The 12,332-nt window shown below is 70.1% G+C and carries 9 protein-coding genes; 5 read left to right on the top strand and 4 right to left on the bottom strand.

The genetic code is table 11. From position 1 onward, the window contains the following. Positions 1 to 6 precede the first annotated feature (6 nt). On the top strand, positions 7 to 987 hold the full coding sequence (gene galE, locus ACFV7R_RS32195; protein ID WP_385269757.1) for a UDP-glucose 4-epimerase GalE: 981 nt from the start codon (positions 7 to 9) through the stop codon (positions 985 to 987). Between the two features lie 12 nt (positions 988 to 999). Here the strand turns inward: galE and ACFV7R_RS32190 are convergent, their stop codons facing one another. Beyond that, a complete protein-coding gene (locus ACFV7R_RS32190) occupies positions 1,000 to 1,638 on the bottom strand; it encodes a TetR/AcrR family transcriptional regulator (RefSeq protein WP_129799801.1) in 639 nt (212 codons plus the stop codon). Positions 1,639 to 1,809: 171 nt separating this feature from the next. Here ACFV7R_RS32190 and ACFV7R_RS32185 point away from each other — a divergent pair, with 171 nt between their 5' ends. Beyond that, the gene (locus ACFV7R_RS32185; RefSeq protein WP_385269755.1) at positions 1,810 to 2,742 is read left to right on the top strand and encodes an ABC transporter permease; all 933 of its coding nucleotides are present in this window, start codon (positions 1,810 to 1,812) and stop codon (positions 2,740 to 2,742) included. Further along, a complete protein-coding gene (locus ACFV7R_RS32180; protein ID WP_385269753.1) occupies positions 2,735 to 3,610 on the top strand; it encodes an ABC transporter ATP-binding protein in 876 nt (291 codons plus the stop codon). Before ACFV7R_RS32185 ends, ACFV7R_RS32180 begins: the two co-directional genes overlap by 8 nt. 111 nt (positions 3,611 to 3,721) lie before the next feature. Here the strand turns inward: ACFV7R_RS32180 and ACFV7R_RS32175 are convergent, their stop codons facing one another. Then, positions 3,722 to 8,647, bottom strand: a complete 4,926-nt coding sequence (locus tag ACFV7R_RS32175; RefSeq protein WP_385269751.1) for an NAD-glutamate dehydrogenase — start codon at positions 8,645 to 8,647, stop codon at positions 3,722 to 3,724. Between the two features lie 582 nt (positions 8,648 to 9,229). Here ACFV7R_RS32175 and ACFV7R_RS32170 point away from each other — a divergent pair. Continuing rightward, the gene (locus tag ACFV7R_RS32170; protein WP_385269749.1) at positions 9,230 to 9,796 is read left to right on the top strand and encodes a DJ-1/PfpI family protein; all 567 of its coding nucleotides are present in this window, start codon (positions 9,230 to 9,232) and stop codon (positions 9,794 to 9,796) included. Positions 9,797 to 9,987: 191 nt separating this feature from the next. On the opposite strand, the gene ACFV7R_RS32165 is transcribed toward ACFV7R_RS32170, so the two are convergent. Both ACFV7R_RS32165 and ACFV7R_RS32160 read right to left on the bottom strand, forming a co-directional pair. Beyond that, positions 9,988 to 10,653 (bottom strand): HAD family hydrolase, encoded by a 666-nt coding sequence (locus ACFV7R_RS32165; protein ID WP_129799806.1) that lies wholly within the window; start codon positions 10,651 to 10,653, stop codon positions 9,988 to 9,990. Positions 10,654 to 10,746: 93 nt separating this feature from the next. Next, the gene (locus ACFV7R_RS32160) at positions 10,747 to 11,262 is read right to left on the bottom strand and encodes a DUF6912 family protein (protein ID WP_385269747.1); all 516 of its coding nucleotides are present in this window, start codon (positions 11,260 to 11,262) and stop codon (positions 10,747 to 10,749) included. A gap of 313 nt (positions 11,263 to 11,575) precedes the next feature. Here ACFV7R_RS32160 and ACFV7R_RS32155 point away from each other — a divergent pair, with 313 nt between their 5' ends. Continuing rightward, entirely contained in the window at positions 11,576 to 12,280 is a 705-nt protein-coding gene (locus ACFV7R_RS32155; protein WP_385269745.1) for an Rv3235 family protein, read from the top strand. Positions 12,281 to 12,332 lie beyond the last annotated feature (52 nt).

The raw sequence follows: 12,332 nt of genomic DNA, 5'->3' as shown, positions 1-12,332 counted from the left end.
CCGTACATGACCTGGCTGATCACCGGCGGCGCCGGCTATATCGGGGCGCACGTCGTACGCGCGATGACCGAGGCGGGCGAGCAGGCGGTCGTGTACGACGACCTGTCGACCGGCATCGCCGAGCGCGTGCCGGACGGCGTGCCGCTCGTGGTCGGCTCGACGCTGGACGGTGAGCTGCTGGGGCGCGTGCTCACCGAGCACTCCGTCACCGGGGTCGTCCACCTGGCGGCGAAGAAGCAGGTCGGCGAGTCGGTGGACCTGCCGCTGCACTACTACCGGGAGAACATCGAGGGCCTGCGCGTCCTGCTGGAGGCGGTCACGGCGGCCGGCGTGCCCTCCTTCGTGTTCTCGTCGTCGGCGGCCGTGTACGGCATGCCGGACGTGCACCTCGTCACGGAGGAGACGCCGTGTGCGCCCATGTCGCCGTACGGCGAGACGAAGCTGGCCGGTGAGTGGCTGGTCCGTGCGACGGGACGCGCCACCGGCCTGTCCACGGCGTCCCTGCGTTACTTCAACGTGGCGGGTGCCGCGAGCCCCGAGCTGGCGGACGTCGGCGTCTTCAACCTCATCCCGATGGTCTTCGAGAAGCTCACGGAAGGGGCGCCCCCGCGCATCTTCGGCGACGACTACCCCACCCCCGACGGGACCTGCATCCGGGACTACATCCACGTGGTGGACCTGGCCGAGGCCCACGTGGCGGTCGCCCGCGCTCTGCAGGCCTCCCCCGGCCGCGACCTCACGCTCAACATCGGCCGCGGGGAAGGCGTTTCGGTACGCGAGATGATCGACCGCATCAACGCCGTCACCGGCCACCACCGCCCGCCGACGGTCACTCCACGCCGCCCGGGCGACCCGGCCCGCGTCGTCGCCTCCGCCGACCGCATCACCGCCGAACTGGGCTGGAAGGCCCGGTACGACGTCCAGGACATGATCACATCGGCGTGGGACGGCTGGGTACGGCAATATCCGGGGGCGGTGCGGGACTAGGGCTGTCTCCGGTCACAGCGCCTTGACCGCCGCCGCGGTCGCCCGGGCCAGGGACGCCAGGTATCCCTTGGGCAGCTTCGGGCTGCGGATCACCACCGATCGCCAGTACAGCGGCCCCGAGATCAGGTCGAGAGCAAGCTCCTCGTCGACGCCGTCGCGGAGCTCGCCGCGCTGCTCCGCCGCCGCCACGATCTTGCTGGCAACCCCCTCCTGCCCCTCCCGCAGGGCCTTCTGCAGGGCCTCGGCGATCTCCGGGTTGCGGGCCGCCTCCGCCTGGAGGTCGGGGATGATCTGCGAGGCCACCGGGTGCCGCAGCGCACGGGACGTCACCTCGTACAGCAGCCGCAGATCGCCCTCCAGCGAGCCCGTGTCCGGCGCGGGCAGGCCCTGCACCGCTATCGCCGAGACGACATCGAGCACCAGGTGCAGCTTGGAGCGCCACCGGCGGTACACCGCGGTCTTGCCGACGCCGGCCCGGCGGGCGATCCCCTCGATCGACATCCGCGCATAGCCGACGGCGGCGAGCTCCTCGAACACGGCCGCCCGGATGGCTTCCGTCACGTCCTCGCGGAGTACGGCCGCTCCTGCGGGGGTCCGGCGGCGCGGACGCGTCTGGGGCCCGTCGGCGTTCGTCGTCATACGGACCAGCATAGGGCGTTACGACGAAACGGTTGCGTTCTGACGTTCACTGGCCATACGCTCACGTTGCGACGATACGGTCCCGTCCCGACGTAAGTAAACGTGCAGAGACGCGTAAGAAAACGCCGGAAGACGCACACCCCGACCGCACGCACCCCCCACCCCCGACCGAAAGCAGCGGATGTGAGCCAGGTCCTCGACACACCGCCCCTGAAGACGGCCCCCACCCCGGCGGCCCCGGCCGACGACGACCTCGCGGCCCTCGCCGCCCGCCACGGCCTCTCGGTCAGCGGCGCCCGCCCGTCCCTGCCCCAGTACGTCCGCCAGCTGTGGGCCCGCCGCCACTTCATCACGGCGTTCTCGACGGCCAAGCTCACCGCCCAGTACAGCCAGGCGAAGCTGGGCCAGGTCTGGCAGGTGATGACCCCGCTGCTGAACGCGGCCGTCTACTACCTGATCTTCGGCGTGCTGCTGCAGACCAAGAGGGGCGTGCCGGACTACGTGCCGTTCCTGGTCACGGGCGTGTTCATCTGGACGTTCACCCAGAGCTCGATCCTCGCCGGCACCCGCGCGATCTCCGGCAACCTCGGCCTCGTCCGCGCCCTGCACTTCCCGCGCGCCGCGCTGCCGATCTCCTTCTGCCTCCAGCAGCTTCAGCAGCTGCTGTTCTCGATGGCCGCCCTGATCGTCATCCTGCTCTTCTTCGGCGTGCCGGTCGCCGCCTCCTGGGTGCTGGCGATCCCGGCCCTGGTCCTGCAGTTCACCTTCAACGCGGGCGTCTCGATGATCCTGGCCAGACTGGGGGCGAAGACGCCGGACCTGGCACAGTTGATGCCGTTCGTGCTGCGGACGTGGATGTACGCCTCCGGCGTGATGTTCAGCATCGACCACATCCTCAGCCGCCACACCGATCTTCCGTCCTGGGTGGGCACCGTACTCCAGGCCAACCCCGCCGCCGTCTACATCGACCTGATGCGGTTCGCGCTGATCGACAGCTTCCACGCGAGCCAGCTGCCCCCGCACGTCTGGGCGCTTGCGACAGGCTGGGCGCTGCTCGCCGGAGTCGGCGGCTTCATCTACTTCTGGAAGGCTGAGGAGACCTACGGCCGTGGCTGAGCACACCAACGGGAACACACCCGACCTGACCCCCACCGTCATCGCCGACCACGTCGACATCGTGTACCGCGTCAACGGCACGGGCGCCGGCCGGGGCTCCGCGACCGCCGCCCTCAACCGCATCCTGCGCCGCAAGAAGGCCGAGAAGGCGGCGGGCGTGCGCACGGTGCACGCGGTCCGGGACGTCTCCTTCGTCGCGTACAAGGGCGAGGCGATCGGCCTGATCGGGACCAACGGCTCCGGCAAGTCGACCCTGCTCAAGGCAGTCGCCGGCCTCCTCCCCGTGGAGAACGGCCGGATCTACACGGGCGGCCAGCCCTCCCTCCTCGGCGTCAACGCGGCCCTGATGAACGACCTGACGGGTGAGCGCAACGTCCACCTCGGCGGCCTCGCCATGGGCATGTCCCGCGAGCAGGTCAAGGAGCGCTACCAGGAGATCGTCGACTTCTCCGGCATCAACGAGAAGGGCGACTTCATCACCCTCCCGATGCGCACCTACTCCTCCGGCATGGCCGCCCGCCTGCGCTTCTCCATCGCCGCCGCCAAGGACCACGACGTCCTGCTCATCGACGAGGCCCTCGCCACCGGCGACCGCAAGTTCCAGAAGCGCTCCGAGGAACGCATCCGTGAACTGCGCAAGGAAGCCGGCACGGTGTTTCTGGTCAGCCACAGCAACAAGTCCATCCGCGACACCTGCGACCGTGTCCTGTGGCTGGAACGCGGCGAGCTGCGCATGGACGGCCCCACCGAGGACGTCATGAAGGAGTACGAGGCCTTCACCGGGGACGCCAAGCCGAAGCCGAAACCGAAACCGAAGCCGAAGGCCGCAGCCAAGCCGGCGGAGCCGACGGTCGCCCAGCCTTCCTGACGTCGCGACGGCCACCGACGGACGACGGGGCGCCCCGGGCCTGAACGGCTCGGGGCGCCCCACTGTCGTACGTACCGACGCCGGACGTCGGATGCGTACCGCGACTGCCGACTACGAGTGACTCCGCAGCAGCGTCCGCATCGTGCGCATCGCCACCGACAGGTTCGCCAGGTCGAAGGACTCCGAACTCTGGATCTCCTCCAGGGTGGCCCGGGCGCGGCCGAGGATCGCCGCGTTCTTCTGCTCCCAGACCTTGAAGCGCTGCTCGGGGGTCGAGGCCCCGTTGCCCACCGCGAGGACGTCGGCCGTGACGGCTGCATGGGCCGCGTACAGGTCTTCGCGGATGGCCGCGCGGGCCATGGACTGCCAGCGGTCGGCGCGGGGCAGCTCGATGATGCGGTCCATGAGCTGGGTGATGCCGAGGCGGTCGGCGAGGTCGTAGTAGACATCCGCGACGTCCATCGGGTCCCGGCCCATACGGTCGGCCACCAGCACGATGTCCAGCGCCGGGAAGGCGGAGGAGAACCCGGCCACCCGGGTGGCGAGTTCGTCCGGCACGCCGGAGCCGGTCAGCTCCTCGTAGATCTTCTGCCACCACTCCAGGTCCGCGCCGCGCAACAGCTTGGGCAGCTGCGACCAGACCTGCTCGACGCGGTCGGCGAAGAAGGTGACGGTCTCGGCGAGCTGGAGCGGCTGCGGCCGGTTGTTGAGCAGCCAGCGGGTGCCGCGCTCCACCAGTCGGCGCGAGTGCAGCCGGATCCGGGTCTGGACGGCGGCCTCGACCTTGTTGTCCAGCGCCTCGACGGCGTCCCACACCGCCCCCGAGCGGAAGATCGTGCGGGCCGCGGTCTGCGCCCGGACGATCTCCTCCAGCGACGCGCCGGTTTCCTCGCGCAGGCGGTGCAGGTACGTCGTACCACCGGTGTTGACCGTGTCGTTGACCAGCACGGTCGTGGTGATCTCGCGGCGCAGCGGGTGGCTGTCGATGTGCTCGGGGAACTTCTCGCGCAGCGCGGTCGGGAAGTACGCGTAGAGCAGCCCGCGCAGGTACGGGTCGTCGGGCAGCGAGGTGTGCAGCAGCTCCTCGGCGACCGTGATCTTCGTGTACGCCAGCAGGACGGCCGTCTCCGGACCGGTCAGCCCCTGGCCCTGGCCGAGCCGCTCGCGGATCTGGCGGTCGGTGGGCAGGAACTCCAGCGCCCGGTCGAGGTGGCCCTCGCGCACCAGGTGGCGCATGAAGCGCTGCTGGGCGTGGAGCATGTCCTTGGACTGGGCGAGCGCGTTGGCGATGGCCGTGTTCTGCGCGTAGTTGTTGCGCAGGACCAGACGGCCGACCTCGTCGGTCATGTCGGCGAGCAGCCTGTTGCGCTGCTTGACGGTCATGTCGCCGTCCGTGACCAGGCTGTTGAGCAGGATCTTGATGTTCACCTCGTGGTCGGAGGTGTCCACGCCCGCACTGTTGTCGATCGCATCCGTGTTGATCTTGCCGCCGTGCAGGGCGAACTCGATCCGGCCGAGCTGGGTCAGGCCCAGGTTGCCGCCCTCGCCGACGACCTTGACGCGCAGGTCGGCGCCGTCGACGCGGATCGGGTCGTTGGCCTTGTCACCGACGTCCGCGTGAGACTCGGTCGAGGCCTTCACGTACGTACCGATGCCGCCGTTCCACAGCAGGTCCACCGGCGCCTTGAGGATGGCCTTCATCAGCTCGGCCGGGGTCATCTTGGTGACCTTGCCCTCGATGCCGAGGGCGTCGCGGATGTGCGCGTTGACCGGGATCGCTTTGGCGCTACGGGGAAAGACACCGCCACCGGCCGACAGCAGCTCGGTGTTGTAGTCCTCCCAGCTGGAGCGCGGCAGCTCGAACAGCCGGCGTCGCTCGGCGTAGGAGGTGGCCGCGTCCGGGTGGGGGTCGATGAAGATGTGCCGGTGGTCGAAGGCCGCGACCAGGCGGATGTGCTCGCTGAGCAGCATGCCGTTGCCGAACACGTCACCGGACATGTCACCGATGCCGACCACCGTGAAGTCCTCGACCTGGGTGTTCACGCCCAGCTCCCGGAAGTGCCGCTTGACGGACTCCCAGGCGCCGCGGGCGGTGATGCCCATCGCCTTGTGGTCGTAGCCCGCGGAGCCGCCGGAGGCGAAGGCGTCGCCGAGCCAGAAGTTGTACTGCTCCGCGACACCGTTGGCGATGTCGGAGAAGGTGGCGGTGCCCTTGTCGGCCGCGACCACGAGGTACGTGTCGTCCTCGTCGTGCCGTACGACCTCGGCGGGCGGGACGACCTCACCGGCCACCATGTTGTCGGTGATGTCGAGCAGCGCCGAGATGAACGTCTTGTAGCTGGCGATGCCCTCCGCCATCCACGCGTCCCGGTCCACGGACGGATCCGGCAGCTGCTTGGCGACGAAGCCGCCCTTGGCGCCGACCGGCACGATGACGGTGTTCTTCACCATCTGCGCCTTGACCAGGCCGAGGATCTCCGTACGGAAGTCCTCCCGGCGGTCCGACCAGCGCAGACCACCACGCGCGACCTTGCCGAACCTGAGGTGCACACCTTCGACGCGCGGCGAGTACACCCAGATCTCGTACGCCGGACGCGGCGCCGGCAGGTCCGGGATGGCCTGCGGGTCGAACTTCATGGACACGTACTCGTGCGGCCGGCCGCCCCACGCCTCCTGGAAGAAGTTCGTGCGCAGGGTCGCCTTGATGACCGTGAGGAAGGACCGCAGGATCCGGTCCTCGTCGAGCGAGGCCACCTGGTCCAGGGCCGCGTCGAGCTCCTCGAGCAGGGCGTCGACGATCTCGCGCCCGGCGCGCTGCCGGTCCGGCGACATCCGCGCCTCGAACAGGGAGACGAGCAGCCGGGTGGTGTGGACATTGTTTCGGAGGGTGTCCTCCATGTAGTCCTGGCTGAACGTCGAGCCCGCCTGGCGCAGGTACTTGGCGTACGCCCGCAGCACCATCGCCTGCCGCCAGTTCAGCCCGGCCCTCAGCACGAGGGCGTTGAAGCTGTCGTTCTCCGCCTTGCCGGTCCAGGTCGCGGCGAAGGCCTCCTGGAACCGCTCGCGGGCGTCGTCGCCGGAGTAGTCGCCGTTCTGCGCCTTGGGCATACGCAGGCCGAAGTCGTAGATCCAGGAGACGCTGCGGTCGGAGCCGCGCAGTTCGTACGGCCGCTCGTCCACCACCTCGACGCCGAGCCGGTTGAGGACCGGCAGGACGGCGGACAGGGAGACGGCCTCGCCCTTGCGGTAGATCTTGAAGCGTCGCTCGTCGAGGGCGGCGCCCACCGGCTCGTACAGGCTGAGCGCGAAGTCGTTGTCCTCCTCGAGCCGTTCGATCTGGCCGAGGTCGGCGACCGCAGCGCGCGGGTTGTGGTCGGCCTTGTAGCCCTCCGGGAAGGCGTCGCCGTAGCGGCGCAGCAGTTCGGCGGCGCGCTCCTCGCCGAACTCGGCGTTCAGCGCATCGGCGAATCCGTCCGCCCAGGAGCGCGCGGCCTCGACGAGGCGGGCCTCGATACGTTCCTTGTCGGCGTCGGACAGCTCCGGCAGCTCGGTGCCCTGGGGGACCCGGACCACAAAGTGCAGCCGGGAGAGGATCGACTCGGTGTTCCAGGCGGTGAAGTCGACGCTGGTGCCGCCGAGTTCCTCCTTCAGGATGTCGATGATCCTGAGCCGGACGCCGGTGGTGTAGCGGTCGCGGGGCAGATAGACCAGGGCCGAGTAGTAGCGGCCGTACTCGTCCTGGCGCAGGTAGAGCCGCAGCCGCCGCCGCTCCTGGAGGTAGAGGACCGAGGTGACGATGGACTGCAGCTCGTCGACCGGGGTCTGGAACAGCTCGTCACGCGGATACGTCTCGAGGATCTGGAGCAGATCACGTCCGTCGTGACTGTTGGGCGAGAACCCGGCACGCTTGAGCACCTCGTCGACCTTGCGCCGGATGACGGGAACCCGGCGGACGGACTCGGTGTAGGCGGCGGAGGAGAACAGTCCCAGGAAGCGCCGCTCACCGACGACATTGCCCTGCTCGTCGAACTTCTTGACGCCGATGTAGTCCAGGTACGACGGCCGGTGCACGGTGGCCCGGCTGTTCGCCTTGGTCAGCACGAGGAGCTTGTGCTCACGGGCCTTGGCGCGGGCATCGGCCGGAAGCCGCTCGAAGGACGGGCTGACCGGGTGGGCCTCGCCGGTCTCGTGGTGCGGGTCGGCCCGCAGTATGCCGAGACCGGTGCCGGGCACCGCGGCGAGGGAGTCGTCGTCGCGCAGCTCGTACTCGCGGTAGCCGAGGAACGTGAAGTGATCGGCGGCCAGCCAGCGCAGCAGCTCACGGGCCTCCTCGATCTCCTGCTCGGGCAGGTCACCGGCGATGGGCTCCTCGGGCAGGCCCTCGGCGATCCGCAGCGCCCCGTCCCGCATCTTGCCCCAGTCCTCGACGGCCTCGCGGACGTCGGACAGGACACGCAGCAGGTCGGCGGTGATCTGCTTCAGGTCGGAGCGGTCGGTCTCGCGGTCGATCTCGACGTGGATCCAGGACTCGATGTGCGCGTCGTGCGGGAGGTCGCCGGTGGGCGGGGCGGTGAGCACCTCGATGAGCTGGCCGGTGACATCGCGGCGGACCACCGTCTGCGGGTGGATGACGACGTGGATGCCGCGTCCCTGGCGGGTCAGCTCGTTGGTGACGGTGTCGACCAGGAACGGCATGTCGTCGGTGACGACCTCGACGACGGAGTGGCTGCACGTCCAGCCGTTCTCCTCGACCGTCGGGGTGTGCACACGCACGTTGGCCGTGCCCTGGGGGCGGTTTTCGGCCAGTCGGTAGTGGGAGTAGGCGGCTCCGAAGATGTCGACCGGGTCGCGGTCGGTGAGGTCCTCCGGGGCGGTGTGCAGGTAGTAGCGCTGGAGGAACGCGAGCACGGCCGCCCGGTCGGGGATGCCGTGTTCCGTCGTCCCAGTCGGTAGGTGCCCCCCGACCGGGCTGTGCTCAGCTACCCGGGCAGCCCGATCGAGCAGCTCGGCCTTGGCTTCGTCCAGCTTGGTCTGCATTGTCCTCTGGCTCCTGTCGCGCGCCGTTGCGTGACGTAGAAGGAAGTACGGTCTCTGCCCTTCCGACGCGACGCCGTGACGCGGGGTGTCCGGTCCGTTCCGACGCTATGCCGCAAGGTGAGATGAGCGGTGGGTTATCAGCCATTTCCAACGCGACCGGGGCATGTGACGCTGCTCTCCACAACGTCTGCGCCCCCAGTGTGCGCGTCACCGTGGAGCCCTTCGGGGCCCCGACCCGCCCGCGAAGACCAGCGACCACCGCCCGGACACGGATGTCGTCCGTGCTCTCCGGGCGCAGAGCAGGGACACCAAGGCCCCCGCGAACTATCGCGCTGATCACGCCACAAGGCTATCGCTCATTACCGGGGGTCCGTCATGAGCCGTATGTGTACAAAACCGGGACCGGAACTTTGACAGTCTGCACAGGGACAAGCGCGCTGCGGCGCGCCGGACTGCGCGCCCCACAACCCTGCCTCGCCCGGAAACCGGCGCGTACCCTTGGCAACCCCCCGCCCCCGGAGGCACCTTGCCCCTGAACGCCCCACGCAGCCGGAAGCCACCCACGAAGGGCAGCCCACCGCCATGGCCACCAAGATCCTTATCGTCACCGGCGACGCAGCAGAGTCCCTCGAAGTCCTCTACCCCTACCAACGCCTCCGCGAAGAGGGCTACGACGTCCACATCGCAGCCCCCACCCGCAAGAAACTGCAATTCGTCGTCCACGACTTCGAGCCCGGCTTCGACACCTACACCGAAAAGCCCGGCTACACCTGGCCCGCCGACCTCGCCTTCTCGGAGGTCGACCCCGGCCAGTACGCCGCCGTGGTCATCCCCGGCGGCCGCGCCCCGGAGTACCTCCGCAACGATCCCGAACTCCGCAAGATCCTCAAGTCCTTCTTCGACGCCGACAAACCCGTCGCCCAGATCTGCCACGGCCCCCTGCTCACCGCCGCGATCGACGGCCTCCGCGGCCGCCGCGTCACGGCGTACCCCGCGCTGGAACTCGACATGCAGGCCGCCGGCGCCACCTTCCAGGACGCCGAGGCAGTGATCGACGGCACCCTGGTCTCCTCGCGCGCCTGGCCGGACCACTCCGCCTGGATGCGCGAGTTCCTCAAGGTGCTGCGCGCCAAGGCTCCGGCAACCTGAGCCCCGCACACCAGCAACGCCCCGGCGCCGCGCCGCCGAGCTGCGGGCAGTCGTGCCTCCCCCAGCGCCTCAAGGGCCTGGGGGACCCAGGGCGATAGGGGTCCTCCCGCTCGCGCGAAGCCGAGAGTGGGGGAGGCACCCCGCAGCGCCGGGCTGCGCGAACCGCCCTACCGGCACCAACGCCCGCCCCCTCAGGCCGCCAGCTCCTCCGCCACCGCGACCGCCTCCCCGAGCGAGTCCACCACCGGCACGCCCGCTTCCTCCAGGCTGGCCCGGCTGTGCGAGCCGCCGGTGTAGAGCACGGCCCGCGCTCCCACGTGCCGCGCGGCCACCGCGTCATCCGCGGCATCGCCGATCACCACGGTCCGACCGGGCTCCACCCCGGCGAGCGCCGCAAGGTGCCGCACCATGTGCTCGGCCTTGCTGCCCCCGGAGGGCCCGGTCCGCCCGTCGACGCGTATGAAGTGCGTCTCGATCCCGAACCCCCGTACCAGCGGGACGAGTTCGTCATGGACGTACATGCTCAGGATCGACTGGCTGCGCCCTGCCGACTGCCACTCCGCCAGCAGCTCGATCGCCCCCTCGGTCAGCCCGCACCGAACCCGGTGCTCCGAGTAGTACCGGTGGAAGGTCGCATCCATGACCTCCCACTCGGCATCGGTGGGCAGCCGCCCCAGCAGCCGCTCGTAGAACTTCGGCACCGGCACGCAGTACAGCGCCCGGTACTGCTCCATCGTGATCGGTTCCAGCCCCAGCTCGGCGAACGCCGCGTTCGTCGCCCCGATGATCGCGTCATTGTCGTGGAACAGCGTGCCGTTCCAGTCCCAGACAATGTGCTCAGCTCCGTGCTTCCCCATGCCCAAAAACGTTACCCACCACCACTGACAATCAAGAGATCCCCAGGTCAGCCTGGCATCAAGCAGCCGTGAGCAGTCGTGCCACGGTGAGCGTCAGTCCTGCGAGCCGACCAGGTTGGGGATCTCCTGCGTCGCGTACCACAGCAACTCGTGGTCCTCGGCTCCGTCCACGACGAACTGCGCGTCGTCGTCCCCGCCGTCCGCCGCCTGAAGCGCCTCGGCGGCTGCGCCGACATCCGGCTCCGCCTCACCCGAGTCGACATGCACCGAGGCCGCCTTGGCCAGCGGTACGGCGCCGGCGATCCGCACCTCGCCGAGCGCGGCCGGGTCGGGCCCCCGTCCTGGGTCGGCGGCCGCCTGTCCGTCAGGGACGTCGATGGCGACCACCACCCGCCGCCGGGGTGCCCCCGGGTCCGCGGCGAGCAGCCGCAGCGAGGCCAGCGCGGCCCGGCTCAGCGCCGCGTACTCCAACTCCTCGATGTCGTCGGAGAGGTACCACTCACGCAAGGCCGGCGTGACGGCGTAGGCGACGAGCGGCCCCGCGCCGACCTCGCCCGTCTTGTACGCCTCGGCGAGACCGGAGAGGGTCAGGGGGACGTAGACGCGCATGGTTGGCCGCTTTCGTGGTCGGAGGGCCTCCGCAAGGCCCCGGTGAGGGCCTTCAGGATACGTGCGGGGTCCCCTTTCGAGTCCCTGCCCGCGCCTCGCAGGGCGTCCACTCGACGCCGGAAAGTCACCCGGTGTACCCCGTTCCCCACGGGCTCCTGCCCTCGCTCCTCACCCGGATAGGTGAACATTCCGGCCACCGGCCTCCCCGCCCCCACTTGTTTGCCCGCCCTCGACCCGGGCCCGTACAAGATCCCCAACAGCAAGTTACCGCCCGGTACGCACCGCGTGCCGGGCCCACCGAACGGGGATCCCCATGAACAAGGTCATGACCAGGACGCCACAGCACCCCGGCACCCGTCCCCCGACCCGCCGCGACACCCGCCGCCCCGGCAGCAACCCACCCCGCACTCCAGGCGCGGGCCCCTCCCGCACAAGCCCAGCGGCCACACGCCCCGCCACCACCTCTACGACGACCCCTACGGCGGCGCGATCCGCCACCACGCCCCCAGCAGCCGCACGCCCCGCCACCCCATCCACCCCGTCCCCAGCCGCCCAACACCCCCTCACCGCCCCCGCCCCAAGTCCTGCCGCCCCACGGCCCCTCCGCACCCCATCGACGCCCCAAGCCCCCGCCCCACCCCGCAGCGCCTCCCACACCCGAAGGCCGGTCGTCCCGCAGCCCCGCCCCACTGACCTCTTCGCCGACCGGCTGCTGCTCGTCCTGAGTGGGCAACGCCCCGTCCACGCCATGCTCCGGCACACCGCCGGCCCCGCCTACGACGAGCTGGCCCGCCTCGCTGAACGCGGCCCCCTGCGCACCCGCGGCCCGCGCCCCGTCGTCCGCGACGTCGGCTACTACGAACCCCGCCCGGGCGCCATCGAGGCCTTCGCCCGCATCGGCGCGGGCGACCGCCTGCGTGCCATGGCGTTCCGCCTGGAGCTGGGCCGAGACCACCGCTGGCGCTGCACGGCCGTGGAACTGGGCGGCCCTCGCACGCGTACCGCCGTCGGTGACTGACCCACTACGCACCCCACTCACGCCGAAGGGCCGGGCACCCTCAGGTGACCCG

It is taken from the genome of Streptomyces sp. NPDC059866 (assembly GCF_042731325.1).
In the GTDB taxonomy this organism is placed as follows: domain Bacteria; phylum Actinomycetota; class Actinomycetes; order Streptomycetales; family Streptomycetaceae; genus Streptomyces; species Streptomyces flavusporus.
This window is presented reverse-complemented; position numbering and strand designations above follow the sequence as displayed.